We start from the raw sequence: 25,892 nt of genomic DNA, 5'->3' as shown, positions 1-25,892 counted from the left end.
GCCTCACAAGGCGCGCAGTGGATCATCACAGGAATCGTGAACATGAATTCCAAGTGCTACTGCACCGGTTGGCCCCTCGTGGCTGCCCTGGCGGCAAGCGTGCTGGCATTGCCAAGCCTTGCTGCGCCCCTGACACTCGACGAAGCCTTACGGTTGGCTGAAAACAATGCACCATCGCTGACCGCCCAAGCGGCCAAACTGCAAGCCGCCAGCAGCGCCGCCATTCCAGCCGGCGAACTACCCGACCCGAAGCTCCTGCTGGGCGTACAAAACTACCCCATCGGCGGCCCTGACCGCTGGCGCCTCGAGCAGGACTTCATGACCATGCAGATGGTCGGCGTCATGCAGGAGGTGCCCAACCGTGACAAGCGTCGGGCGCGCATCGAAGTGGCCGAGGCGGCCGTAGATCGCGCCGCGGCCGAAGGCCGTGTCGAGCGCCTGAACGTTCGTCAGGCCACAGCATTGGCCTGGATCAGCAGCTACTCCGTTGAGCGTAAAGAGGCGCTGTTTCAGGATTTTTACCGTGAGAACCGTCTGTTGGCTGATACCGTCCGGGCGCAGATCGCCGGTGGTCGTGCTCAGCCTGCCGATGCAGTAACGCCGAAACAGGAGGCGGCTCAGTTGGCGGAACAACAAGACGACCTGATCCGCCTGCGGGCACAAGCCAGAGCGGCTCTTCGACGTTGGATAGGTCCGGCCGCCAATGACCAGCCCGTCGGTAGGTTGCCCGAGTGGCCCATCGACGCCTCGGGTTACCCGCATAAGTTGCAACATCACCCCGCACTGGCGGCGTTCGTCCCAATGACTCGCGAAGCGCAGGCCAAGGTCCGTGAAGCAGAGTCGGAAAAGCAGTCCGACTGGAGTTGGGAGCTTGATTACCAGCGCCGCGACCGTCAGTTCGGCGACATGGTCAGCGTGCAGTTCACATTCGACCTGCCACTGTTCCCCGACTCCCGACAAAACCCGAAGATCGCCGCCAAACACGCCGAACTGAATCAGTTGGAGGCCGAGCGCGAAGCGCTTGCACGTGAGCATACCCAGCAACTGGAGGACGATCTGGCCGAATACGGACGTCTGAACCGTGCTGTGCGTCGCAGCCAGGACAGCCTGTTACCCCTGGCCAAGGAAAAGGTTGGGCTGACCATGGCCAGCTACCGCGCGGGTAAAAGCGACTTGGCGGCGGTCATCGCTGCCCGGCGTGAACTCATCGAGACCCGCCTCAAACAGATCGACTTCGAAGAACAGCGAGCCCTCACCAGTGCTCGCTTGTATTTTGCTTATGGGGACACCAATCAATGAGCGCACGAATCTGGAAAGGGGCTGTGCTGACAGGCCTCTCGATTGCCCTGGGCGCTGCCGGCGGTTACTGGCTCGCTCAGCAGCGCATGAGTGCAATGCCTGAGACCACCGCCGAACAGGCCCCTAAAACGCAAGACGAACGCAAAGTACTGTATTGGTACGACCCGATGCAGCCGCAACAGAAATTCGATAAACCAGGCAAATCGCCCTTTATGGATATGGAGTTGAAGCCCCGCTACGCTGATGCTGCAGCGGACAGTGCGGCCATCAGTATCGACCCCAGCCTGACCCAGAATCTCGGCTTGCGACTGGCCACAGTCACTCGCGGCGTGCTTGCTTCCAGCCTGGATGTGGTCGGTGTGCTGGCATTCAACGAGCGGGATGTCGCGGTGATTCAATCGCGTACTGCTGGTTTTGTGGAGCGGGTGTACGCCCGTGCTCCAGGCGATGTGCTCAAAGCCCACGCGGCGTTGGCCGATATCCTGGTCCCGGAGTGGGCCGCTGCTCAGGAAGAGTTTCTCGCACTCAAACGCAGTGGCGATGCCGACTTGCTGGCGGCAGCGCGCCAACGCTTGCGCTTGACCGGGATGCCAGCGACGTTGATTGCTCAAGTGGAGCGAAGCGGCAAGACCCAGCCGGTCCTGACGATCACCAGCCCCATAAGCGGTGTGCTGCAAGAGTTGAATGTACGTTCGGGTATGACCGTGGCGGCCGGCGAGACTCTGGCTCGAGTCAATGGCTTGAGCAGCGTCTGGCTGGCAGTGGCCGTTCCAGAGTCGGAGACTGGATCGATCATCATGGGGCAAGCGGTCGAAGCACGTCTGCCAGCCTTTCCGGGCACAGTGCTTAAGGGCACGGTCAGTGCGATTTTGCCCGAAACCAATCCCGACAGCCGAACTGTGCGTGTGCGGGTCGAACTGCCCAACCTGGATGGGCGACTCAGGCCGGGTATGACGGCCCAGGTGCACCTGAATCGTTCGACTGAGCAAAGCGTGTTATGGGTGCCGAGCGAGGCAATCATTCGCACCGGTCGACGCGTCCTGGTGATGCTCGCCGAAGACGCTGGTCGCTACCGACCCGTAGAAGTGCAACTCGGGCAGGAAAACGAAGGCAAAACGGTGGTATTGAAGGGGCTGGAAGAAGGGCAACAAGTGGTCAGCTCTGGACAGTTTCTGCTCGACTCTGAAGCCAGTCTCAAGGGCATTGTTGCGAGCACGCTGGAAATGTCACCACCCAGCGCAGCGGCCTCCAGCTCTCATGAGGCGGATGGGCAGATCGTTGAGATCAATAGCCAAGACGTGACGATCGCCCATGGTCCGTTCAAGACGCTGGGCATGCCTGGTATGACCATGACCTTCCCGTTGACTGACCCGGTGCTCATGCAAGGACTCAAGGCGGGGGACAAGGTTCGAATCTCGGTGAGCCAAACCGATGATGGGTTGCGCGTTGAACGCCTGGAAAAAACAGGGGGCCAGCCATGATTGCCGCCCTGATTCGCTGGTCAGTGGCCAACCGCTTCCTGGTGCTACTGGCTACGCTGTTCGTCACGGTCTGGGGCGTCTGGTCGGTTCAGAGCACGCCGATCGATGCATTGCCAGACCTTTCCGATGTTCAGGTGATCATCCGTACCCCTTACCCGGGACAAGCGCCGCAAATCGTTGAGAACCAGGTGACCTATCCGTTGGCCACCACCATGCTCTCGGTGCCGGGGGCCAAGACCGTGCGCGGTTATTCTTTTTTTGGCGACAGCTTCGTGTACGTGTTGTTTGAAGACGGTACCGATTTGTATTGGGCCCGCTCGCGGGTGCTGGAATACTTGAGTCAGGTCCAAAGTCGTCTTCCGGCTTCCGCCAAACCGTCCTTGGGGCCCGACGCCACAGGCGTGGGCTGGATCTATCAGTACGCACTGGTGGATCGCACAGGGGGACACGACCTGGCGCAACTGCGCGCCTTGCAGGACTGGTTCCTCAAGTTCGAACTCAAGACCCTGCCGAACGTTGCGGAAGTGGCCACCGTGGGCGGCATGGTCAAGCAGTACCAGGTGCAGCTCGATCCACTGAAACTGGCCAACCTGGGCATCACTCAAGCAGCGGTGACCGAGGCTATCGGCAAGGCCAATCAGGAAACCGGTGGTGCGTTGCTGGAGATGGCGGAGACCGAGTTTATGGTGCGCGCTTCCGGTTATCTGAAGACACTGAATGACTTTCGTGCGATTCCGCTCAAGCTGGGTGCGGGTGGCGTACCAGTGACCCTCGGCGACGTGGCGACGATCCAGCTGGGGCCGGAGATGCGTCGCGGCATCACTGAACTCGACGGCGAAGGCGAGACCGTCGGCGGCGTGGTGATTCTGCGCAGCGGCAAGAACGCTCGCGAAACCATTGCGGCGGTCAAGGCCAAGCTCGATGACCTGAAAAGCAGCCTGCCGGCCGGGGTGGAAATCGTCACCACCTACGACCGCAGCAAGCTGATCGACCGCGCCGTGGAAAACCTCAGCTACAAACTGCTTGAGGAGTTCATCGTTGTCGCGTTGGTCTGTGGGATATTTCTCTGGCACCTGCGTTCATCCCTGGTGGCCATTATCTCTTTGCCGGTGGGGGTGCTGATTGCCTTCATCGTTATGCGGTACCAAGGGATCAACGCCAACATCATGTCGTTGGGAGGGATCGCTATCGCCATCGGCGCCATGGTCGACGCCGCCGTGGTAATGATCGAGAACGCCCACAAGAAGGTTGAGGCCTGGCATATGGCCCATCCAGGGGAAGAGTTGAAGGGCGAACGTCACTGGCATGTGATGACCGAAGCGGCGGCGGAGGTTGGACCGGCGCTGTTCTTCTGCCTGCTGATCATCACCCTGTCGTTCATCCCGGTGTTCACCCTGGAGGCTCAAGAGGGTCGTCTGTTTGGTCCATTGGCCTTCACCAAGACCTATGCCATGGCGGCGGCGGCCGGACTGTCGGTAACTCTGGTGCCGGTGCTGATGGGCTACTGGATTCGTGGTCGGATCCCCAAAGAGGACCAGAACCCGCTGAACCGCTGGTTGATCAGGATCTATCAGCCGGCCTTGGATGCGGTGTTACATCGGCCCAAAGTCACCCTACTGATCGCATTAATGGTTTTCCTCAGCGCGTTGTGGCCGATCTCTCGCTTGGGTGGCGAGTTCCTCCCTGCGCTGGACGAGGGCGATTTGCTCTACATGCCTTCGGCTCTGCCGGGGTTGTCCGCGCAGAAAGCGGCGCAGCTGCTGCAACAGACCGACCGCTTGATCAAGACGGTGCCCGAAGTCGAACACGTTTTTGGTAAAGCGGGTCGTGCCGAAACCGCGACCGACCCCGCGCCGCTGGAGATGTTCGAGACCACTATCCAGTTCAAACCACGCGAGCAGTGGCGTCCTGGTATGACCCAGGAGAAATTGGTGGAAGAGCTGGATCGAGTGGTGCGCGTCCCTGGGCTGACTAATATCTGGATACCACCGATCCGCAACCGCATCGACATGCTCGCCACCGGGATCAAGAGTCCGATCGGAGTGAAAATTGCCGGCAGCAACTTGATGGAGATCGATGCAGCGACTCAGGCGGTTCAGCGCGCGGCCAAGGACGTGCCGGGGGTCAGTTCGGCCTTGGCTGAACGATTGACCGGAGGCCGTTACATCGATGTGGATATCGATCGCAAAGCCGCTGCCCGCTACGGGTTGAATATCGCTGATGTGCAGTCGATCGTCGCCGGTGCTATTGGTGGTGAAAACGTTGGCGAGACCATTGAAGGGCTCGCCCGCTTCCCGATCAATGTGCGTTATCCCCGAGAGTGGCGTGATTCGCTTGGCGCCCTGGAGCAACTGCCGATCTACACCCCGCTGGGGAGCCAGATCACCCTAGGCACGGTGGCGAAGATCAAGGTCAGTGAAGGCCCGCCGATGCTCAAGAGTGAAAATGCCCGACCTTCCGGCTGGGTGTACATCGACGTGCGTGGCCGGGACATTGCCTCAGTGGTTGCTGATCTACGTCGGGTTGTGGGTGAGCAGGTCAAGCTGCAGCCAGGCATGAGCCTGAGTTACTCAGGGCAGTTTGAGTTTCTTGAACGAGCCAACGCACGGCTCAAGCTGGTGGTGCCAGCCACGCTGTTAATCATTTTCGTGCTGCTGTACCTGACGTTTTCCCGATTCGACGAGGCATTGCTGATCATGGCCACCTTGCCATTCGCCCTTACAGGTGGGGCGTGGTTCCTCTACCTGCTGGGATTCAACCTGTCGGTGGCTACTGGCGTCGGTTTTATCGCTCTGGCGGGTGTGTCTGCCGAATTCGGCGTGATCATGCTGCTCTACTTGAAGAACGCCTGGGCTGAACGTGTAGAGGCCGGCGACAGTACCGAGCGTGGGCTAATCGCAGCAATTAGCGAAGGAGCCGTGCAGCGGGTTCGACCCAAGGCCATGACGGTGGCGGTCATCATTGCTGGCCTGTTACCGATCCTATTGGGCAGCGGTTCCGGTAGCGAAGTGATGAGCCGCATCGCCGCACCCATGGTCGGCGGTATGGTTACCGCGCCCTTGTTGTCCCTGTTTGTCATCCCGGCAGCTTACCGCTTGATGCGCCGCCGACGCCTTGTTGTCGAATCCATACCCTCGGAAGGACGCAGGCTATGAAGTGATTGTGTCCGCCACTGCCTGTGCCGTCACTGCACGACCCCTGATTGCCTGCGCAACATCATCCAGCGGTCTGATTTTCTGGTAGGGCAGGGGACGACCCTTACAATCAATCGGGGATCGAACTCTATCGGCACTGCGTCAAAACACGGCTGATAGAGATCGACACTAGGGCCAATAGGCTCTACTCGACGCGGATTAACTGCAAGAGTGAAGGTGTATTTCCTCTGAGGCAGAGCCGGTGTATGGAAATGTCAGGCTTGATCGATTTGTTGGCGGGCAAAGGAAACAGCTTGATCGGCAGTGTTTTGAGTGATGCCGAGGCGGTGGCGTTTGTTAAGGCGAATTTTCCGGGCAGAGCGTATTGCCTGGTAGCTGACTGGACCGTGATCGATTTGTCCGTTTCCGACGAGCAGGCCAAAATGCTTGCGACGCTGGGCCACGCGGCCAGCATCGTTTATGCGCTTTGTGTCATTGAAGACAGTCGTGGGCATTTTCTTCCAGGAGACTGGGTTAAAAGCTCCTACGGAGTTTCGTTCACTCACGGATGCCTATTCGAAACTCAAAACACTGTCTACGTCTTGATGAGAGGCGGTCGCCGGTTGGGTGCAAATCTGGAATTTTTACTAAGCCTACGCTGATGCGCGTATTGCTACGCGCTTTGTCGAGGGATGCTTCAGGTAAGCTCATAGCTCGCTAGGCTGGATTCAGCACTGGCGTTTGAGAGCAGACAATCAGCTGTCTGGCCCCGCGGGTGAGTGCCACGTACAAGTGGTTTGCGTCCATCTGATCTAAGGAGACGCTGAACAATTAACCCGTTCGCACCGCCCCCATTTCCAAGCCGGTTTTTTCAACCTACCGGCCTTGTTTTGCATTTCCAGGGCCGATTTTCGCCCTCATTTTGCTGATTTGCGGGTCAACCCCGCCTTTCAGACGGATTTATCCCGCCGTCCGTTGCAAATACCGCTTGGCCAACCCAAACAGACTGAACAACTGCGCCGTATTCTTTTCCAGCCCACGGTAGCGAACCTTGCGATGATTGAAGCGCACCTTGATTACCTGGAATGGGTGCTCGACCTTGGCACGCAGTTGCGCCTTGGCGTATTCGATCTTGCGCTTGACCCGGTACAGCACACTGCCTTCGCCGTGCTGCTTGTAACTGCTTGGCCGGGCTGCAATCGACCAGATAACGTCCCGTTCAGCATGCTCCGGTCGCTTGGCCGCACCGGTGTATCCAGCGTCACCCGAAACATAGGTTTCGGCACCGTGCAGCAACTGGTCGACCTGGGTGACATCCGCCACGTTGGCGGCCGTCCCTACCACGCGGTGCACCAGCCCCGACGTGGCGTCGACACCAATGTGGGCCTTCATCCCGAAGTGCCATTGATTGCCTTTCTTGGCCTGATGCATCTCAGGATCACGCTTGCCTTCTCGGTTCTTGACCGAGGGCGGCGCGGCGATCAGGGTAGCGTCGACGATAGTGCCTTCCTTGAGCAGCAGACCCTGGCTGGCCAGATGCAGGTTAATCGTTTCAAACAGCACCCGCGTTAGCTGATGGGTTTCCAGCAAGCGGCGAAAACGCAGCAAGGTAGTGGCATCCGGTGCCGACTCGCGGCCCAGGTCAATGCCCATAAAACCACGGATGGCCTGGCTGTCGTAGACGGCATCTTCGCAACCTTCATCGGAGAAACCGAAACACTGCTGCACGACATACATGCGCAGCATGCGTGACAACCCAATCGCAGGGCGTCCGCGCTTGCCTGTGGTGTCGCTATAGAACGGCGCCACTTGCGCCTCCAGCGGTGCCCAGGGTACCAGCTGTTCAAGGTCAGCCAGGAAGCGATCTCGGCGAGTCTGCTTTTTCTTGCCGGTGTATTCGAGTTCGGAGAAGGTCTTCTGCACGCGCGTAACGCTCACGGAGAGGGTGGCTGGTTGAAGGTACTCAGTGTGCCAAGGGTGGGGACGGTTGGCTATTTTTGCAGCGTCTCCCTAATGTACTGCCGACAGCTCGGCGAGAGACAGGCCGCCCAAGATGACGGTTCTGATCCCGAATTCGCAGGGAGGCTTCATGAAATGTCATTCCTCCCTGTGCCGTCAGATTGAGTGCTTGGCGGGTGGTACGCATTATTTCTGGTCGATATACTCTCACCTCCGGTTGCTCGCTTAAACAAGGTAGCTGCGGTGCTCATCGTCATGGTCTGATTGGCCGCCTTAGCAGGCGCATGGCTGGCTTTCAAGCACAACTGAGTGTCTGCGGGGAAACAGGAAACTGGTGAGCGTTTTGTCGTTGAAGGTTCATTCCAATCTTATTCTCGCTGATTCATGTCCATTGGTGTGCACGGCGAAACCGCTCTGCTGCTGCGCGTCGATTAACTATGCAGGCGCGGGTGAGAGCAGGCTTCGAATCAGTCGGTATATTCTGGAAAACATCATGGGTACTACTATGACACTCACAGACGCTACTCTGGTGTTGCTCTTGGCGGCGCGCATTCATGGGACGGATGAGGCTGTCAGGGCCTCTGCGAAGATCTGTGTAAAGAAGTTGCCGCGCGGCAAACGTGATCTCATGTACACGGTGATTAATAGCCGAAACCCGCTCGAGCTAGTGGGCTTTCTAGCGCAGAACCTCGATACGTGACTGTTGAGGACCGGTAGGTGACGATGCGGGAGGGCCAGTTGAAGAGGCCCAAGATCGTTGCTGCCAGCCATAGTAGCGATGACTACTATTTCTCATCAAGCTTGCTGCGGCTTGTCCGCTGATTGAGCAGTGGCCACAAGACACGAAAAAAGCTCTGCAGAAGTGCAGCTCAAAGGTGGCGGACGATGCCTTTGAAGGCACCGCACTCGTTGCACTCGAACTGCGTGGTTTCCCACGGAGCCTTGGGCTACCGGGGAAAAGCATCCTTCGCTCATCCAGGACACTACTGGTGTAAATCCCCTATCCACCGGAAGACGACGGTAACTGGCCGGGAAATCCCCGGCCAGTCTTCTCAATGTTCAAGTCCGGGTTTAACGCACATGCACGTAGGTGCCAGGTGCGGCCTCCATCGGGGGGTGGTTCTGGTTGCCCAGCGCCAGCTGAGTTTCGCGTTGCTCACCAGAACGCGCCTGAATCCAGCCCAACCACTCTGGCCACCAGCTGCCATCGTGCTTCTGCGTGTCGAAATACCAGGCCCGCGGGTCGGACGGCAGCTTGTCGTTCTCCAGGTAGCTGGCCTTGGGATTACCTGGCGGGTTGAGGATGCTCTGGATATGCCCGCTGTTGGATAGCACGAAGCGCCGTTCGCCACCGAGCAGCAGGGTCGAGCGATAGACCGCGTCCCAGGGCGTGATGTGGTCGTTGATCCCGGCGATGCTGAAACTGTCGACCGTGACTTTCTGCAGGTCGATCGGCATGCCGCACACCTCCAAGCCGCCAGGGTGCGTGAGCGGGTTGTATTTGAAAAAGTCCAGCAGATCGCCATGCAGGGCGGCCGGTAGGCGAGTGTTGTCGTTGTTCCAGTAAAGGATGTCGAAGGCCGGGGGTTGCTTGCCGAGCAGGTAGTTATTGATCCAATAGTTCCAGATCAGGTCATTCGGGCGCATCCAGGCGAAGACCTTGGCCAAGTCGCGGCCATCCAGCACGCCTTGCTGATAGGAGCGGCGCCTGGCGGCTTCCAGGGTTTGCTCATTGACAAACAACATGGCTGAGCTGTCGATCTGACTGTCCAGCAGGCTAACCAGATAGGTGGCGCTGGCGACTTTGCGCAGCTGTCGCTTGGCTTGCAGGTAGCCTTGCAGGGCGGCGATGCTCAGGCCGCCGGCGCAGGCGCCCATCAGGTGGGCCTCTTTGCTGCCGCTGATGGCGCAGGTCACATCGAGGGCTTCTTCGATGGCCTGTACATAACTCGATAGACCCCACTCGCGATGGCTAGCGTTCGGGTTGCGCCAGCTGACGATGAACAGCTGTAAGCCGTTCTTCAGCGCGTACTGAGCAAAGCTCTTCTCCACGCTGAGGTCAAAGATGTAGTACTTGTTGATCTGCGGCGGCACGATCAGCAGCGGGCGGGCATACTGTTTTTCGCTCATCGGCTGGTACTGGATCAGCTCCAGCAGCTCGTTGCGGAACACCACGGCGCCAGGGGTGGTGGCGATGTTCCGGCCGACCTCGAAGGCCTGTTTGCTGACCTGGCTGGGCATGCCGCCATTGTGCCGCAGGTCGTCGAGCAGGTGACCAAGCCCCTTGAGCAGGCTGGCGCCGCCGGTGTTGAACAGCTCCTTGACCGCCAGCGGGTTGAGCGGGCTGTTGGACGGCGACAGCGCATCGCCGAGCTGGGCCAATATGAAGCGCGCGCGGGCTTGGTCGTCGGCCGCCAGGTTGCTCTCGTCGACCCAGGCGTTCAGTTGCTTCTGCCAGGCCAGATAGGCCTGCAGGCTGCGGCGGTAGAAGGGGTTGAGGCGCCAGGAGGGGTCTTGAAAGCGCGCATCCTGGGCGGGGGGGTGGTGCGATGTATCGCCGAGCAGCACGCGGCCCAGTTGGCCGCCGAGGGCCAGAGCATGACGGGCGCTGTGGATCGGCTGCTTGATGCCTTGCAGCGCCAGGGTACGCAGCGTGGGGAACAAATTGCGGCCACGCAGGCCGCCGATTGCGCTTTGTTCTGCCTTCACAGAGGACGTGGGTACGGGCAAGGCGCCCGCCGCTGGTTTCTTTCGCATGGACCACACTCCATCGTCGTATCGTCATAGAGCCAAACAGAAACAAGGCGCGCCAAACTGCCGCGCGAAGCGTCAACCCAGAGCCACGCCCCTAGCGGGGCAAGTGGCTATGCGCCGCACGGTGACTAAAGATACGGTCACTGGCTGCGTAGCGGTGCCGGCTGCCCAGCAGCGGCGTGCTCTTCGGCTTGACCAGGCTGGAGGCCGGCAGCAGAAAGCCGAGTAAGGCCTGCTGGGTATCGTGCCAGGCCGTCTGGTGCTCCATATCGAGGAAGTGCCCGGCGTTCTTGATTGTATGGAATTGGGACTGACGGGCATGGCCGGCAAAAAGACGGGCGTCTTCCACCGAGGTGTACTCATCCCATTCGCCGTTGACAAACAGCAGCGGGACTTCGATGGCGTCGGCACAGGCGACGTAACAGTGGGTATCCTGGGTCAGCACCTCATTGATGTGGAAATGCATCTGCCTGTATTCGTGCTCGGCCAGGCTGCTGATATGGCGGTAGTTGAAGCGCTTGAACAGCGACGGCAGGTGCTTGCCGATGGTGTTGTTGACCAAGCGGCCAACGTTGAAACGGTCGCAGGCCTGGAGAAGGCTCAGGCCGCTCTCCAGGTAGTCGCGCATCGGCTTATTGATCCGCGCTGCGAATGAACTGATCACCGCCTTCTCGATCCGTCGCGGCCGCTGAGCCAGTGCCAGCAGGGTGGCCGCGCCGCCCCAGGAGAAGGACAGCACATGGTCGGCGCAGAAGTGCTCGATCAATTCCAGCAATATCTGCGCCTCATCTTCTTTTTGGATCGGCTGACCGAGGAGGTTGTGCCGTCGCGACTGACCGGCGTAGGGCTGGTCGTAGAGAACCACATTGAACCTCGGCTGCAGGTAACGCACCGTTTGGGCAAAGGATGCGGTGGTTGCCAGCGAGCCATTGACCAGAATGATGGTCTTGTCAGCGGCGTTGTTGAGATAGCGTTCGGTATAAACCTTGTACTTGTTGAAAATCTCGACGATGGCAGTTTCTGGCTTCATGTCGTTATCCTTCTGGTACAAGTCTGGCTCAGAGGACAGCGTGAGCAGCTGGTCGCAGGGCCATACAGTAGATTGCAGAACGCCCGGCCCCAACAGTTGAGTACCAGACAAATAAATAACTTGTTTAATTTCAAATAGTTAAAGAGATTAATCGAGTGATACTCGTGCGCCAAAGCAGAGGATTCCCCCCGATTCAACCAGGCAGCACAGAAGCGCGAGGACTCTCTGATGCTCGCTGTGACCGCGTAGTCACTAATCGACCTGAGGTTCAGAGTTAAGCAGGCGATCTCCCACATGCAAGCGCAAACGAACTATTCCGACGAGCCGTGAGCTATGCCTGTGAGGCTGGACTGTCAGCGATCCATGCCGCCCAATCGGCGGATTGCTCCGTTCAAACTGCTGAGCGAAAGGATTATCACCCAGCCCCTGACGCGCTTGAGTGAGCGCACTCTTGGCAAACGACCTGGTGACCTCGCTGCGCGTTATGGCAGGGCGTAGTGTTGCCTGGCACGGGCTATGTTTAGGGGCGTTTCTGGTTGCAGAGAAAATTCGGCTTGCGGTTCAGCAAGCTGGAGTCGAACACGACGAAAGCGCTGAAGGCACCGTCACGGTCAGTCTTGGCGTCAGCGGATGCTGCCTCGATCCAAGGGGTTCCGGTAGTCTCAAATTGAGCCATCGTCGCTCTCTACTCCGATAAATTATCAGAGCGTAGATGAAGGCTGAGCACCAGGGTTGTGAAGGTCTTTGGCGAACTGCTCGACTCAGAGGCCTGGTACTGAATTTTTCCGTTTCCACTCAGACGAATTTAACGGTTGCGGCGTGGTTAGCGGATCTCTGTCGAGGAGGGAGGAGAGTCATACTCGGTCATGAGCGATCGCAAGTGCTCGATGGCGTCATGATATTTAAGATCGGCATGCCGTCTACACTCTTGGTACTGCATGAAAACTTCCGCATCCATGTAGGGCCGGTCGAGAAGGTCAAGGGCGGTGCAGCTCAAGCTATGTGCTTCGCTGAACAGCTGGTTGTTACGTTCAAGTGCCAGGTTCAGACATGCCGTGGCTTGATCGGAAATCCTCGAATCATTCATTGCTGCACCCTTTGTATTGACCCGTTCTTGTTTATGCGCCTGATCCTGCTCTCGGCGGTGCTTATCGGACAGCCTCGGAGTACACAAAAAAACCGATTTCAAGAGCGTGACCTGCAGCGAGGCTCCTTCACCGGCTTTGCCAACTGAACACGTTTATCGGTTGGTCTTGTCTTTGGTGTCAAGCCAGTTCTGGCGGGCTTCGATGTACTTGTTGTCCGCACGCCTTTTGAGCTCCGAGAACTCATGAAGGGTTTGAGTCGAAACTGGTTGGTTACTCAAGAGCGCATAGGCCGCTTCGCTGAGCTGATCGGCTTCAACGAAGAGCTGATTGCTGAGGTTAATGGATTCAGGCCATGGGGAGTTTTGCGTTTTTTTTGAATTTACAGTGTTCATAGCGGCATTTCCTTTCGGCAGAACTGGAAGGTGACAATGCTCTCCTAGCATTCCTTCAAGTCATGGAATCCAGTGCGAGAACTCGCTCGGTTTGCGGGCATCGTTCCTGACCTTTGCGGCATATGGCGTTAAATGAGTTTGTACCAGGTTGAAGCTTTTTGCGGCGTTCAACGATGAATGGTTTCCCGCACCTAGCACCCGTCGGGCCCGTACCCCACTCCCTTCAGTTCCAGACGAGTGTGGACTGACTGGATCTATCGCGCCCTGGTACTTCTGGTGGTTGCCTGCCCTTGTGCGCTGGTCATTTCCACGCTGGTGTCGATCGTCAGCGGTCTGGCGGCAGCGGCTCGCAAGGGGATTTTGGTCAAGGGTGGCGTCTACCTGGAAATTGGCGCGAAGCTGAGCTTCGTCGCGCTCGATAAAACCGGGACGATCACCCACGGCAAACCAGTGCAAACCGATTACCTCCCGCTCTCCGAGACTTCATACGTCGCGCCACAAATCATTGCCGCCAGTCTCGGTGCGCGCTCGGATCATCCGGTTTCGCAGGCAATAGCCAAGCACGAGGCCCTGCACGCATCAACGCTCAAGCAAGTAGATAATTTTGAGGCACTTCCCGGTCGTGGGGTGAAGGGCATGATTGAAGGGCAACTCTATCACCTTGGAAACCATCGACTGATCAATGAACTGGGGCTCGCTACGCCGCTGCTGGAGGCTTCACTGAATCAGCTGGAGCGTCAGGGCAAAACCGTGGTGGCGTTGACCAGCGCCACTCAGGTCTTTGCGCTGTTTGCCGTGGCCGATACAGTGAGGGATTCCAGCCAGACCGCGATCAAAGAACTGCACGAGCTGGGCATCAAAACCATAATGCTCACGGGGGACAACGCCCACACGGCGCAGGCCATTGCTCAACGGGTCGGAATTGATGAGCCGCGAGGAAACTTGCTGCCCGCCGACAAGCTGGCTGCCATTGGTGAGTTGCAGAACCGTAACCACGTGGTCGGCATGGTCGGTGACGGCATCAACGATGCACCGGCCTTGGCCAAATCGCAGATCGGTTTCGCAATGGCCGCTGCGGGTACAGGAACAGCCATTGAAGCGGCAGACGTCGCGCTGATGGATGATGACCTGCGAAAGATCCCGGCCTTTGTTCGTCTGTCACGACAGACCGCATCGGTTCTTAAACAAAACATTGGGTTCGCGCTCGGAATCAAGGCAGTGTTTCTGGTGTTCACCTTGATGGGCTTGGCCACCATGTGGATGGCAGTGTTTGCAGACGTTGGTGTCAGCCTGTTGGTAGTGCTGAATGGGCTGCGCTTGCTGAAAAAATAGTCCGGGGGCTGAGCATGAAAGAGATGTTGCATAGTGCAATTCTTGAGGGCTTCGACGAAGCTCGTGTAGCGATTCGGTCCCGAGATTACGGGCGCGCTTATCATTGGCTCGAGCGCACCCACATCCTTACGCAACGCCGCACCTTGCTACATGCAAAGTCCCATGTCTTGATGTTGTACTTGGGCATCAGGGCACAAGATCCTCGGGAGGTTTTGGGACAAATACCACGTTTCCTCGCAGCACTGCTATTTTCTCAAGTATGGGTGCCTTCAGGAAATACTGGTCGAGCCCGAGTCAGTGCTTTTCAGGCGATGCCTCTTTCTCAAGAACTGGAATCTCTTCTTAGCGAAGAGTGCTCCCCCCCCGGGCGACTTCTGAGTTGTTTCGCATCCGCTCACACACATGGAGAGACTTATGAGCGCTGGTCATAGTCACGGTCAAGCACGTGCAGGACACGAGAAGAAATTGTGGATCGCTCTGGCGTTAACGACAAGCTTTATGATCGCGGAGGTCATTGGGGCTTTCATTACCGGCAGCTTGGCGTTGTTATCCGACGCCGCTCACATGCTGACCGATTCCACTGCCCTGGCTATTTCATTGGTTGCTATTCAGATCGCCAAACGCGCTGTGGATAAAAAACGGACGTTTGGCTATGCACGATTTGAAATCCTTGCGGCTGCTTTCAACGCGATTTTGTTGTTCATGGTGGCGGTCTACATTCTGTACGAGGCCTATCAACGGTTTAAAACTCCGACAGAAATCCAATCGACAGGCATGCTGATCGTCGCTGTGATAGGGCTACTTGTGAACCTTGCTTCAATGCGCTTGCTCATGTCTGCCAGTGCCGAAAGCCTTAACGTCAAAGGCGCGTACCTGGAGGTTTGGAGCGACATGTTGGGCTCCATAGGTGTAATAGGGGCGGCATTGATCATTCGTTTTACCGGATGGACTTGGGTTGACTCGATCGTTGCCGCGGCTATTGGGCTGTGGGTTCTCCCCAGAACTTGGGTTCTGCTCAAAGAAAGCATAAATATCCTGTTGCAAGGGGTTCCAGAGGGTATCGATATCGCTGAAGTTGAGGCGAGAATCAGGGCGGTTGAAGGCGTTGAAGATATCCATGATCTGCATATCTGGGCTTTGACCAGCGGCAAAAATGTCATGAGTGCACACCTTGTCGTCCAACGTTCCTCCCGCAACGAGCAGGATATTTTGGCTGAGGTGACACGACTGATGAGCGAGGCATTCCATATTAGCCAAACGACTCTTCAATTAGAGAACTCGCAATTTCATGCCAGGCTCGAAGAAAACGAAGGCATGCAACACTAGAAAGGTACCTCGCGAACATCCCATGTCAGGGCAGGGCAGGGGTCGCAGTGTGCTGAAATCTCAGCGGACAATATGCCCCTGAACCACCGGAGCATTTCCAGCAGTACAGGGGAATATTGACTGCGGTTTATGCAAGCATGATGTAGAAATTTACCCCTGAGTCTTTTTTGCCTGCTGCCAGGTGGTCTGTCCATCGAGGTTTGGAAAACTCAACCTGAAAACGGTGATGCTGCCAGGCATGCTCTGAACCTCCGCAGTTCCCTGATGAAGGCTCATGATCGATCGAACAATCGCCAAGCCAAGACCGGTACCACCTTCCGCACGCGAGCGACTGGTGTCGACTCGATAAAAGCGGTCGAACACGTGCGCCAGATGCTGAGGTTCGATCCCTGCGCCTGGGTTGCCTACCAGTAGCGAGACCTGTTCGGCATGGCTTTCGATAACAATTGAAATAGATTGTCCTGCCGGGCAGTGGCGTATCGCGTTGGACAACAGATTTGATATTGCTCGCTGAATCATCAACCTGTCGCCAATGGCCTTGCCGTTTCCGGTGACGCTCAGGCTGATCCGTTTCTCTTCCGCAGACAGTGAAAACAGATCGACGACCTTCACTGCTTCATCTTCTAAAGTAATTGTCTCGAGCGGGGCGAGCGCCGCGGGGTGACTGACCTGAGCAAGGAAGAGCATATCCGAGACAATTCGAGTGACACGGCCCAACTCTTCGGTGAATGACTCCAGCACCGCTTTGTACTCTTCGGCCGATCGCTCCCTAGACAGTGTCACCTGGGCCTTGCCCATCAAATTGGAGATGGGGGATCGCAGTTCGTGGGCCAAGTCATCGGAGAACTGAGACAGCTGTTGAATACCATTGTCGAGTCGGTGCAGCATGAAATTGATGCTATGGGCCAGCTCACTGAGCTCCTGAGGCATTTTGACCACAGAGAGGCGATGGCTGAGGTCTTGAGCCGAGATCATGGCGGCGACCTTCCGGAACTCTCTCAGTGGAGAAAGTCCTCGCTGCACCACGGCCCAGGCACTTATACCGATAAGTATCAGTAAAAGCGGCAGTGCAATAATCGTCGACCGAAGATACGCACTGAGCAGCGTTTCATCGTTTGCAGAATCCATCGACAGCAATACGGGAACGCCGACACCGTTCTTTAACTGAATGAGCTTGGACGCGGTAAGAAAGTTCCGACCCTCACCATCGGAATTGGTGGAATATGAAATTTTGTCGACGGTAGCACTCGCCGCCTTCAACTCAATCCGCAGATCCGACAAGCCAGACCCGAATTTCAGTAAGGGCGTCCTGAGGTTTGTCAGGTCATAGATGGCCAGGTTCAGATTGTCATGCCCCATGACTTGGTCCAGCAACGAGTGCGGTTTCGAGTTTACGTCGGCCGTGTCCTCGTATAGTGAGAGGTGGTGTTCAACCTGCTGCATTTTCTTGTCCAGGCTGTTTTTCGCCAGCTTGTCCAACTCATGCGTTAACGCGAAAAAAGCCAGGACAGCCAAAAACACTACCAGCAACGCCCCCAGAATACTCACCGTCAAACCTAGTCGCATTGACAGGCTGACCGGCTTCATTTACGCGCCTCCAGTACGTAGCCAACACCGCGTAGCGTATGGATCAATTTGGTATCGAAGGGGTCGTCGATTTTGGCTCTCAATCTACGAATTGAGACCTCGACAACGTTAGTGTCGCAGTCGAAGTTCATGTCCCAGACCAATGAAATGATTTGGGTGCGGGAAAGTACTTCGCCAGTCTGACGCATCAGCAGGTGCAGAAGCGCAAACTCCTTGGTCGTCAGATCTATGCGCTGATCACCACGAAAAGCACGGTGGCGTGCTTGGTCGAGCTCCAGATCGGCTACCTTGAGTACCTCCGGGACAGGAATGTGATCGCTGCGCCGCATCAGGGTTCGTACCCGTGCCAATAGCTCAGGAAACTCAAACGGTTTGACCAGATAGTCATCGGCGCCTAAATCCAGTCCGCGGATCTTGTCCGCCAGGCGCCCTCGGGCCGTCAACATCATGACCCGGGCATTACTGCTTTGGCGCAGACGTTCAAGGACACCCCAACCATCAAGTTCTGGAAGATTAACGTCAAGTAGTACCAAGTCATAGGCATGTTGACGTGCCAGATGAAGTCCATCTGCGCCAGTTACTGCACGGTCTACAACATAGCCACTTTCAGTCAGCCCTTGATGCAAGTATTCGGCAGTTTTAGGCTCGTCCTCAATTACAAGGATTCGCATGATATGTCACCATTTTTAATAGGGAAAATAATTAGTTAATTCAGAAAAGTTAGTATTTTTTAGGTTTCTGACCGAAATGATCCGACTTTGAACCTCTTCAGTTGTTCGTGGCCTCAATGTCCAGCCGCTCGGTAACGATGATCACCTTAAAGCCTGTAGCTGCTATAGGGTCAAGCCAAGGCCTCGTTTTTTAGCCGTCCAGGCAACTTATCGCGACGAGATGTCACATGAAATGTAACTAAGCTTATCCATGGGTCGATGGTCTGCCATAATTGTAGACTTTTAACAAGTCCTTTCAGCAGATATTTGTTTCGTCATATTGCCAGCCATATGCGTTTATTTTTGATTTCCCTATCCTAGTGCATAAAAACACATACGGATCGTCAGATAACGTATTTGTAATTTTTCAGTCACCTTGCTGATAAGTGGAAAACTCTACATTTATGCATAGAGAATATTAGCGTGAAAGGAATTATGAAATTGCGTCGGCATAGAAAGTTAACTGCACCCTTGAGCATAAAAAAGGCCTTATTGGTAGTAGGCTTAAGTGGTGTGTTCTCACTGGCAGGCACCTGTTTTGCCGCAGTTTCGTCTTCGCGGACGCTAACCATAGATCAAGCGCTGGAAACGGCTTTTACGAACAATCCCGACTTGGCGGCAGCACAGTGGGAAATTGGTATCGCTCAAGGAGATCGACAACAAGCGGGCTTGATTCCTAACCCCGAGCTGTCCTGGGAGGCTGAAGATACTCGACGAAACTCGCGGACTACGACGGTTATGATCAACCAGCCGATTGAACTCGGTGGCAAGCGTGGGGCCAGGATCGACGTTGCCACCCGAGCCCAGGATGCGGCTGGAATTGAACTGGAGCGCAAACGTAATGTTTTGCGTGCCGATGTCATCCAGGCGTTTTACAGCTCATCGACGGCGCAGCAAAGGTTGCTGTTGGCACGTCAGTCCCTTGAGCTCGCCGAGCGAGGATTGCGTGTTGCTCGGGGGCGTATCGATAGTGGTAAGTCATCTCCCGTGGAAGGTACGCGAGCAGAGGTCCAGCTGTCTGAGGTGCGCCTGGAATTGAGGCGAGCCGAGCGGGATGAGGCCCGTGCCTATCAGCAACTCGCTCAGGTCATGGGGGCACCGTTGCCTGCATTCGCGTCTGTGGGTGATTCAGGCCGGTCGATGCCAACGGTTCCGGAACCTTCACTGCTGCTTAATCGCATCGGTGAAACCGCAGAACTACGGTTGGCAAAGCTGAAAATCGATCAGCGTGAAGCCTCCCTTGGCCTGGAGAAAGCTCAGCGTATTCCGGACCTCACCGTGAGTGTGGGCAGCCAATACGATGAACGGGAACGCGAGCGGGTGAATGTCGTGGGGCTGTCGATGCCCCTTCCGTTGTTCAACCGTAACCAGGGCAATGTACTGGCAGCCGCCCGCCGAACTGATCAGGCCCGCGACCTTCGCAATGCCAGTGAGTTACGCCTGCGCACAGAAATCCAGACCGCTCTGGATCAGTGGATGACCGCGAACACTGAAGTCGCCTCGTTCAATCAAACCATCCTGCCTGCCGCGCAAAGTGCCGTCGACACCGCTACGCGGGGTTTTGAAATGGGCAAGTTCAATTTCCTGGACGTGCTCGATGCTCAGCGCACCTTGATCAGCGCACGCACCCAATACATCCAGGCCATTGCAGAGGCGACAGACGCCTGGGTGCGCATCGAGCGAATTTTTGGTGATGTCGACCAGCTCACTCGTGCCCCTTGAATTTCTAATAACTTTTTTTCGCCGCTGCTCAGTGTTGCGGTGCCACGGTGTTTCGTGGCTGCCAACTGAGCTGCGCAGGGAGTCTCCATGGATAAAAAACTAATCCTTGTCACCGCACTGACCCTGACGGTGGGCATTGGAATCGGTTCCCTCTGGATGGGTAGCTCCTCGGCACCATCCACTGGGGCTCAGGCGCAAGAAGAACAGGGCCACGACGATCACGACGATCATGGCAACGAGGGTGCTGCAAAGGAGTCAGCTGAAGGCGAGCATGCCGAAGGCGAGGCAGAAGAAGGTCATCTGACACTGAGCGACGAGCAGATCAACTCGGCCGGTATTCAGTTGGTCGAAGCGAAGGCACAGAGCATCAGCCTCACATTGCCCTTTCCTGGAGAAGTCCGTTTCGATGAAGACCGCACTGCACATGTGGTGCCCCGGGTACCCGGTGTCGTCGAGTCGGTCCATGTCAATCTCGGCCAACCCGTAAAAAAAGGTCAGCTATTGGCCGTGATCGCCAGCCAACAAATATCTGACCAGCGTAGCGAGCAAGCCGCAGCGCAACGTCGTCTGGAGTTGGCGCGCACCACCTACGAGCGTGAGCGGCAGTTATGGCAGGACAAAATCTCTGCCGAACAAGATTTCCTTCAAGCCCGTCAGGCTCTGCAAGAAGCTGAAATCGCCCTCAGCAATGCCCGTCAAAAAATCAGTGTACTCAGTGGCAGCTCGGTGGCCAGCGGTGGCAACCGGTATGAGCTGCGTGCGCCGTTCGACGGCGTCGTGGTCGAGAAACACTTGGGCCTCGGTGAGGTTGTCAGCGAAACCACCAATGCCTTCACCCTCTCGGATTTGTCGCGTGTGTGGGTAACTTTCGGCGTTTCCCCCAAGGATTTGAACAAGGTGCTGGTGGGCAAGGCAGTCACGGTCAGTGCCCCTGAGTTGAACGCCGAAGTCACGGGAACCGTGGCCTACGTCGGAAGTTTGTTGGGCGAGCAGACCCGTACCGCCACGGTCCGTGTGACCTTGGCCAATCCGCAAGGCGCTTGGCGTCCCGGGCTGTTCGTGACCGTGCTGGTTGACACCGATACCCGGCAAGCGAAAGTCGCAGTGCCAGAAGCCGCAATCCAGACGGTCGAGGATAAGCCAACTGTTTTCGTTCGAACTGATGACGGGTTTAAGGCGCAGCCGGTGGAAATAGGCAGCCGTGCGGCGGGGCTGGTCGAGATCACAGAGGGCCTGGAGCCCGGTGTTCAAGTCGCTGCTGCCGGCAGCTTCATTCTGAAATCAGAGCTGGGTAAAGCCTCGGCTGAACACGCCCACTGATCCGCCATTTCCACGAGAAGGTTCTCATGTTCGAACGCCTGATCCAATTTGCCATCGAGCAACGCATCATCGTGCTGCTCGCGGTTCTACTCATGGCTGGCCTCGGCATCGCCAGCTACCAGAAGCTGCCGATCGATGCCGTACCCGACATCACCAACGTCCAGGTGCAAATCAACACGGGTGCCGCAGGTTTCTCACCGCTGGAGACCGAGCAGCGCATCACTTTCCCCATCGAAACCGCCATGGCCGGCCTGCCCGCTCTTGAGCAGACGCGTTCGCTCTCACGCTCGGGCCTGTCGCAAGTCACGGTGATCTTCAAGGAAGGCACCGACCTGTTCTTCGCCAGGCAATTGGTCAATGAGCGATTGCAGGTGGCCAAGGAACAACTGCCCGAGGGCGTGGAAGCCGTCATGGGGCCGATCTCTACCGGCCTGGGTGAGATTTTCCTGTGGACGGTCGAGGCCGAAGAAGGTGCCGTCAAGGAAGACGGTAGTCCCTATACGCCGACGGACCTGAGAGTGATCCAGGACTGGATTATCAAACCTCAGTTACGCAACGTTCCCGGCGTCGCCGAAATCAACACCATTGGCGGGTTCGCCAAGGAGTACCAGATTGCGCCCGATCCAAAACGTCTGGCGGCTTACAAGCTGACGCTGACTGACCTCGTGACAGCGCTGGAGAGGAATAACGCCAACGTCGGTGCCGGTTACATCGAACATAGCGGCGAACAGTTACTGATTCGTGCGCCCGGCCAAGTAGCGACCACCGACGACATCGCCAATATCGTGATGGCCAACGTCGACGGCACTCCTATTCGCATTAAGAACGTTGCGACCGTGGATATCGGCCGTGAAATGCGCACGGGTGCGGCTACCGAGAACGGTCGTGAAGTCGTGCTCGGTACGGTGTTCATGTTGATCGGTGAGAACAGCCGAACCGTGTCTCAGGATGTTGCTCTCAAGCTGGAGCAAATCAATCGTTCGCTGCCTAAAGGGGTGGCGGCGGTCACCGTCTATGATCGTACCAATTTGGTGGACAAGGCGATTGCCACGGTCAAGAAGAACTTGATTGAAGGTGCGATCCTGGTGATCGCGATTCTGTTCCTGTTCTTGGGCAACATTCGCGCGGCGCTGATCACTGCTATGGTGATCCCGCTCGCTATGCTATTCACATTCACCGGCATGTTCACCAACAAAGTCAGCGCTAACTTGATGAGTCTTGGCGCGCTGGACTTCGGCATCATCGTTGACGGTGCGGTGGTGATTGTCGAGAACGCAATCCGGCGTCTGGCTCATGCTCAACAGCATCATGGCCGTATCCTCACACGCTCCGAACGCATGCATGAAGTGTTTGCCGCAGCCAAGGAAGCCCGCCGCCCGCTGATTTTCGGTCAGTTGATCATCATGGTCGTGTATCTGCCGATTTTTGCCCTGACCGGCGTCGAAGGGAAAATGTTCCATCCCATGGCGTTTACCGTCGTGATCGCCTTGTTGGGCGCCATGCTGCTGTCCGTTACCTTTGTTCCTGCGGCGATTGCCATGTTTGTGACTGGCAAGGTGAAGGAAGAGGAGAACGCGGTCATGCGAGGGGCGCGACGGGCGTATGCACCCGCACTGGATTGGGTCATGAGCCATCGATCGCTGGCATTCGCCATGGCACTGGGCGTCATTGCGGGATGCGGGGTCGTCGCCAGTCGAATGGGCAGTGAGTTTGTGCCGAGCCTCAGCGAAGGGGATTTTGCCCTGCAAGCATTGCGCGTACCGGGTACCAGTCTGACGCAATCGGTAGAAATGCAGCAGCGTCTGGAAAAGCTTGTGTTGGCAAAAGTGCCTGAAGTCGAGCGGATGTTCGCTCGTACCGGTACCGCAGAGATTGCCTCCGATCCAATGCCACCGAACATCTCTGATAGTTATGTGATGCTCAAGCCGAAGGATCAATGGCCTGATCCGGATAAATCCCGGGAGACGTTGATTGCCGAGATCCAGAAAGCTGCGGCCGCTATGCCCGGTAGCAACTATGAGCTTTCCCAGCCTATTCAACTACGTTTTAACGAGTTGATTTCAGGCGTGCGCAGTGATGTGGCGGTCAAGGTCTTTGGTGATGACATGGCGGTGCTGAACAGCACCGCCGCGAAAATTGCCGCGTCCATGCAGAAGATCAATGGCGCCTCCGAGGTCAAGGTTGAGCAAACGACGGGGTTGCCGGTACTGACCATCAACATCGACCGTGACAAAGCTGCTCGTTACGGCCTGAACGTTGGCGATGTACAAGACACCATTGCGGTGGCGGTCGGTGGCCGCCAAGCCGGCACGATGTATGAAGGAGACCGCCGCTTTGACATGGTGGTGCGTTTATCCGACGCCATGCGCAAGGATCTCGAGGAATTGTCCACACTGCTGATTCCAGTGCCGGCGCTGCTCAACGGCAATGACGATCAGATTGGTTTCATTGCCCTTTCAGAAGTGGCAACTCTCGATCTGGTGCTGGGGCCGAACCAGGTCAGTCGTGAGAACGGAAAGCGTCTGGTGATCGTCAGCGCCAACGTGCGTGGACGAGATATCGGCTCGTTTGTACAGGAAGCCAGCAGCGCCATTGATCAAGAGGTGCAGATACCGGCCGGTTATTGGATCAACTGGGGTGGGCAGTTCGAGCAACTCCAATCAGCGGCCAAACGCCTACAGATCGTAGTCCCGGTGGCTCTGCTTCTGGTATTCGCCCTACTGTTCATGATGTTCAACAATCTCAAGGACGGTCTGTTGGTGTTCACCGGGATTCCATTCGCATTGACGGGTGGAGTCATGGCTTTGTGGCTACGTGATATTCCGCTGTCGATCTCGGCGGGTGTTGGTTTTATTGCTTTGTCGGGAGTGGCGGTGCTGAACGGTTTGGTGATGATCGCTTTCATCCGCAATCTTCGAGAGGAGGGGCATTCGTTGGGCTCTGCAATCAATGAGGGAGCCCTAACACGGCTACGCCCAGTGTTGATGACGGCTCTGGTGGCCTCCCTTGGCTTTATTCCTATGGCTCTGGCCACCGGTACCGGGGCAGAGGTCCAACGACCACTGGCTACCGTTGTGATCGGGGGCATCCTGTCCTCAACTGCGTTGACCCTGTTAATACTGCCTGCGCTATATCACTGGGCGCACCGTCGAGATGAGGATGAAGCAGGAGAAGAAAACACAACAACCGAATAGTTCTTTTGGTTTTAAAGCCCGCTGCTGATATTCAGTAGCGAGTTTTTATACTAGTAATAATTACGGATATGTAATCTGAGCGCCACCATGATGACAGGTTCGGATTGATACCCTACTAGCGTTATCTATATGAGGTGTCAGAATGAAACTTACTCAAATATTTCTTCTCGCAGGCGCTTTGGTCCTTTCTTCGTTCGCTTTGGCGGAAGGCGGGGGGGATAGAACTTTTGAGAAGATGATGGCGGCGAAGGATCTGGCAATGGAGAAGTATGTAGCGAGAGAAGGGAAGAAGGCCCCGGTGGTGTCAGGTGATGCTAATGATAAGACGACTAAAGACAGATAGTAGTATCGATGATAAAAAGCTCGTTATCGAGAATCGGTGGCGAGTTTTTTGTTGTGCGCCCAGCATGGGCGCAATCTTGTGGGTGAAAGTCCCGCCGTGAGCTGACCACAGCGAACGAAGCGAAGCGCAACTGCATGAGGGCGACCGAGTGTGGGGAGGAAGCGTGAATCGAAACCGCGAGCCGATGGACAAGAACCGGATACAAGGCGATGCCGATCAGGGCGAGCGGGCAACAAACCGCGAAGCTCTTGTGGTCAAGAGTCAGGCAGCGTAAATCCGGCGGTTGTGTGGTGAAGGATTGCGTTCTTACCTGGGGAGATCTCGCCTTGTGCCTGAAAGGGCGACGGCGTCAGCCGGAGCGAGAAGTCAGCAGAGGCCGTAGTAGTCTTCTTTTTGACGAAGGGCCGAACGAGAGAAAGCGTCATAGGCCATGTTGATACGAACGACCGGAAGTCAGATGCCTGCCAAACGCAGGGCGGATGGAGATAACGAGCGGTGAAGCCGTGAGAAGTCCCAACAGCGACGAGGTCAATCGCCCGCAAGATGAATCCGACAACGCAGGGCAAGGGTTGCTGGAACGGGCCTTTGCGAGAGAAAACCTGAAACGGGCGTGGAAACGGGTCAAAGCCAATAAAGGTGCAGTGGGAGTCGTTGGTCTGGATATTGAACAGACCGCCGAACATCTCCTGAGCCAATGGGCGGCGATTCGTGAACAGCTTCTTTCGGGTGTCTACCGGCCCAGTCCGGTACAGCGAGTGGTCATTCCCAAACCTGACGGCGGTCAGCGCGAGTTGGGCATTCCGACGGTCACCGATCGTTTGATCCAGCAAGCCTTGCTGCAAGTCTTGCAGCCATTACTCGATCCGACTTTCAGTGAACACAGCTACGGCTTTCGTCCGGGACGTTGTGCGCAGGATGCCGTTCTAGCGGCTCAGCGCCACGTGTCCTCGGGGCGCAAAGTGGTGGTGGATGTTGATCTGGAGAAGTTCTTCGACCGGGTCGACCACGATATTTTGATGGGCCGTTTACGCAGCGGATTGCGGATCGGGCGGTTATCCGGCTGATTCGGGCGTATCTGGATGCGGGGACGCTGATCAATGGCGTGGTTGCGGATTCCACGGGCATCCGGCCACCCATTCCATGAACATCCGGCCTCTGATTCCACGATGATCCGGCCACCCATTCCACGGCCATCCGGCCACCAATAAGGCAGACAGAAAC

Annotated in this window: 18 protein-coding genes and 3 pseudogenes; 15 read left to right on the top strand and 6 right to left on the bottom strand. The window is 56.7% G+C overall.

Annotation, left to right across the window (positions count from 1 at the left end; genetic code table 11):
• Positions 1-42: 42 nt before the first annotated feature.
• From AC3IX4_RS30190 to AC3IX4_RS30175, 4 genes are all read left to right on the top strand, one after another.
• Complete coding sequence (locus AC3IX4_RS30190) at positions 43-1,299, top strand: TolC family protein (protein ID WP_489261461.1); 1,257 nt, start codon at positions 43-45, stop codon at positions 1,297-1,299.
• Positions 1,296-2,780: an efflux RND transporter periplasmic adaptor subunit gene (locus AC3IX4_RS30185; RefSeq protein ID WP_489261460.1), complete on the top strand. Its 1,485-nt coding sequence runs from the start codon at positions 1,296-1,298 to the stop codon at positions 2,778-2,780. Before AC3IX4_RS30190 ends, AC3IX4_RS30185 begins: the two co-directional genes overlap by 4 nt.
• Entirely contained in the window at positions 2,777-5,935 is a 3,159-nt protein-coding gene (locus AC3IX4_RS30180) for an efflux RND transporter permease subunit (RefSeq protein WP_489261459.1), read from the top strand. The genes AC3IX4_RS30185 and AC3IX4_RS30180 overlap by 4 nt, the downstream gene beginning before the upstream one ends.
• Before the next feature lie 260 nt (positions 5,936-6,195).
• Positions 6,196-6,576 carry a DUF6957 family protein gene (locus tag AC3IX4_RS30175; RefSeq protein ID WP_489261458.1) on the top strand — a complete coding sequence of 127 codons (381 nt, stop codon included), beginning with the start codon at positions 6,196-6,198 and terminating at the stop codon, positions 6,574-6,576.
• A 298-nt stretch (positions 6,577-6,874) separates the two neighbouring features.
• On the opposite strand, the gene AC3IX4_RS30170 is transcribed toward AC3IX4_RS30175, so the two are convergent.
• Positions 6,875-7,837, bottom strand: coding sequence for an IS5 family transposase (locus tag AC3IX4_RS30170; protein WP_489261457.1), 963 nt, complete (start codon positions 7,835-7,837; stop codon positions 6,875-6,877).
• 541 nt (positions 7,838-8,378) lie between these two features.
• On the opposite strand from AC3IX4_RS30170, the gene AC3IX4_RS30165 reads away from it, so the two are divergent.
• A complete protein-coding gene (locus tag AC3IX4_RS30165; protein ID WP_042933272.1) occupies positions 8,379-8,573 on the top strand; it encodes a DUF7740 domain-containing protein in 195 nt (64 codons plus the stop codon).
• 371 nt (positions 8,574-8,944) lie between these two features.
• Here AC3IX4_RS30165 and phaC read toward each other — a convergent pair whose 3' ends face one another.
• Entirely contained in the window at positions 8,945-10,630 is a 1,686-nt protein-coding gene (gene phaC / locus AC3IX4_RS30160) for a class II poly(R)-hydroxyalkanoic acid synthase (RefSeq protein ID WP_489261456.1), read from the bottom strand.
• A gap of 91 nt (positions 10,631-10,721) precedes the next feature.
• Positions 10,722-11,657 carry an alpha/beta fold hydrolase gene (locus tag AC3IX4_RS30155; RefSeq protein WP_489261455.1) on the bottom strand — a complete coding sequence of 312 codons (936 nt, stop codon included), beginning with the start codon at positions 11,655-11,657 and terminating at the stop codon, positions 10,722-10,724.
• Positions 11,658-12,113: 456 nt separating this feature from the next.
• Here AC3IX4_RS30155 and AC3IX4_RS30150 point away from each other — a divergent pair.
• Together AC3IX4_RS30150 and AC3IX4_RS30145 are read left to right on the top strand one after the other, a co-directional pair.
• A pseudogene (locus AC3IX4_RS30150) lies at positions 12,114-12,282 on the top strand (sensor domain-containing diguanylate cyclase); the annotation flags it as partial.
• 255 nt (positions 12,283-12,537) lie between these two features.
• Positions 12,538-12,891 (top strand): hypothetical protein, encoded by a 354-nt coding sequence (locus AC3IX4_RS30145; protein ID WP_158245089.1) that lies wholly within the window; start codon positions 12,538-12,540, stop codon positions 12,889-12,891.
• Positions 12,892-12,897: 6 nt separating this feature from the next.
• On the opposite strand, the gene AC3IX4_RS30140 is transcribed toward AC3IX4_RS30145, so the two are convergent.
• Positions 12,898-13,137, bottom strand: coding sequence for a hypothetical protein (locus tag AC3IX4_RS30140; RefSeq protein WP_102599680.1), 240 nt, complete (start codon positions 13,135-13,137; stop codon positions 12,898-12,900).
• Positions 13,138-13,377: 240 nt separating this feature from the next.
• On the opposite strand from AC3IX4_RS30140, the pseudogene AC3IX4_RS30135 reads away from it, so the two are divergent.
• From AC3IX4_RS30135 to AC3IX4_RS30125, 3 genes and pseudogenes are all read left to right on the top strand, one after another.
• Positions 13,378-14,469 (top strand): annotated as a pseudogene (locus tag AC3IX4_RS30135) (heavy metal translocating P-type ATPase); the annotation flags it as partial.
• 14 nt (positions 14,470-14,483) lie between these two features.
• Positions 14,484-14,900, top strand: a complete 417-nt coding sequence (locus tag AC3IX4_RS30130) for a DUF3703 domain-containing protein (protein ID WP_489261454.1) — start codon at positions 14,484-14,486, stop codon at positions 14,898-14,900.
• Positions 14,884-15,795, top strand: a complete 912-nt coding sequence (locus AC3IX4_RS30125; protein WP_489261453.1) for a cation diffusion facilitator family transporter — start codon at positions 14,884-14,886, stop codon at positions 15,793-15,795. The genes AC3IX4_RS30130 and AC3IX4_RS30125 overlap by 17 nt, the downstream gene beginning before the upstream one ends.
• A 150-nt stretch (positions 15,796-15,945) precedes the next feature.
• Here AC3IX4_RS30125 and AC3IX4_RS30120 read toward each other — a convergent pair whose 3' ends face one another.
• Both AC3IX4_RS30120 and AC3IX4_RS30115 read right to left on the bottom strand, forming a co-directional pair.
• A complete protein-coding gene (locus tag AC3IX4_RS30120; protein WP_489261452.1) occupies positions 15,946-17,382 on the bottom strand; it encodes a heavy metal sensor histidine kinase in 1,437 nt (478 codons plus the stop codon).
• Positions 17,379-18,053 (bottom strand): heavy metal response regulator transcription factor, encoded by a 675-nt coding sequence (locus AC3IX4_RS30115; protein WP_489261451.1) that lies wholly within the window; start codon positions 18,051-18,053, stop codon positions 17,379-17,381. The genes AC3IX4_RS30120 and AC3IX4_RS30115 overlap by 4 nt, the downstream gene beginning before the upstream one ends.
• Before the next feature lie 474 nt (positions 18,054-18,527).
• Here AC3IX4_RS30115 and AC3IX4_RS30110 point away from each other — a divergent pair, with 474 nt between their 5' ends.
• The 5 genes and pseudogenes from AC3IX4_RS30110 to AC3IX4_RS30090 form a co-directional block, all read left to right on the top strand.
• On the top strand, positions 18,528-19,814 hold the full coding sequence (locus AC3IX4_RS30110; RefSeq protein ID WP_489261659.1) for a TolC family protein: 1,287 nt from the start codon (positions 18,528-18,530) through the stop codon (positions 19,812-19,814).
• A gap of 87 nt (positions 19,815-19,901) precedes the next feature.
• On the top strand, positions 19,902-21,134 hold the full coding sequence (locus tag AC3IX4_RS30105; protein ID WP_489261450.1) for an efflux RND transporter periplasmic adaptor subunit: 1,233 nt from the start codon (positions 19,902-19,904) through the stop codon (positions 21,132-21,134).
• Positions 21,135-21,160: 26 nt separating this feature from the next.
• Positions 21,161-24,328, top strand: a complete 3,168-nt coding sequence (locus AC3IX4_RS30100) for a CusA/CzcA family heavy metal efflux RND transporter (protein WP_102599686.1) — start codon at positions 21,161-21,163, stop codon at positions 24,326-24,328.
• A 142-nt stretch (positions 24,329-24,470) separates the two neighbouring features.
• Positions 24,471-24,671 carry a co-regulatory protein PtrA N-terminal domain-containing protein gene (locus AC3IX4_RS30095; protein ID WP_010465926.1) on the top strand — a complete coding sequence of 67 codons (201 nt, stop codon included), beginning with the start codon at positions 24,471-24,473 and terminating at the stop codon, positions 24,669-24,671.
• 430 nt (positions 24,672-25,101) lie between these two features.
• A pseudogene (locus AC3IX4_RS30090) lies at positions 25,102-25,779 on the top strand (reverse transcriptase domain-containing protein); the annotation flags it as partial.
• Positions 25,780-25,892 lie beyond the last annotated feature (113 nt).

The organism is Pseudomonas sp. KH_021 (assembly GCF_057838865.1).
The sequence above is the reverse complement of the archived record's forward strand: the minus strand, read 5'-3'. Positions and strand labels throughout refer to the sequence as shown.

Excerpts from the sequence above, each read along its gene's own strand:
- AC3IX4_RS30190 (WP_489261461.1), top strand. The coding sequence starts at position 43 with ATGAATTCCAAGTGCTACTGCACCGGTTGGCCCCTCGTGGCTGCCCTG.
- AC3IX4_RS30185 (WP_489261460.1), top strand. The coding sequence starts at position 1,296 with ATGAGCGCACGAATCTGGAAAGGGGCTGTGCTGACAGGCCTCTCGATT.
- AC3IX4_RS30180 (WP_489261459.1), top strand. The coding sequence starts at position 2,777 with ATGATTGCCGCCCTGATTCGCTGGTCAGTGGCCAACCGCTTCCTGGTG.
- AC3IX4_RS30165 (WP_042933272.1), top strand. The coding sequence starts at position 8,379 with ATGACACTCACAGACGCTACTCTGGTGTTGCTCTTGGCGGCGCGCATT.
- phaC (WP_489261456.1), bottom strand. The coding sequence starts at position 10,630 with ATGCGAAAGAAACCAGCGGCGGGCGCCTTGCCCGTACCCACGTCCTCT.
- AC3IX4_RS30155 (WP_489261455.1), bottom strand. The coding sequence starts at position 11,657 with ATGAAGCCAGAAACTGCCATCGTCGAGATTTTCAACAAGTACAAGGTT.
- AC3IX4_RS30140 (WP_102599680.1), bottom strand. The coding sequence starts at position 13,137 with ATGAACACTGTAAATTCAAAAAAAACGCAAAACTCCCCATGGCCTGAA.
- AC3IX4_RS30130 (WP_489261454.1), top strand. The coding sequence starts at position 14,484 with ATGAAAGAGATGTTGCATAGTGCAATTCTTGAGGGCTTCGACGAAGCT.
- AC3IX4_RS30125 (WP_489261453.1), top strand. The coding sequence starts at position 14,884 with ATGAGCGCTGGTCATAGTCACGGTCAAGCACGTGCAGGACACGAGAAG.
- AC3IX4_RS30120 (WP_489261452.1), bottom strand. The coding sequence starts at position 17,382 with ATGAAGCCGGTCAGCCTGTCAATGCGACTAGGTTTGACGGTGAGTATT.
- AC3IX4_RS30115 (WP_489261451.1), bottom strand. The coding sequence starts at position 18,053 with ATGCGAATCCTTGTAATTGAGGACGAGCCTAAAACTGCCGAATACTTG.
- AC3IX4_RS30110 (WP_489261659.1), top strand. The coding sequence starts at position 18,528 with ATGAAATTGCGTCGGCATAGAAAGTTAACTGCACCCTTGAGCATAAAA.
- AC3IX4_RS30105 (WP_489261450.1), top strand. The coding sequence starts at position 19,902 with ATGGATAAAAAACTAATCCTTGTCACCGCACTGACCCTGACGGTGGGC.
- AC3IX4_RS30100 (WP_102599686.1), top strand. The coding sequence starts at position 21,161 with ATGTTCGAACGCCTGATCCAATTTGCCATCGAGCAACGCATCATCGTG.
- AC3IX4_RS30095 (WP_010465926.1), top strand. The coding sequence starts at position 24,471 with ATGAAACTTACTCAAATATTTCTTCTCGCAGGCGCTTTGGTCCTTTCT.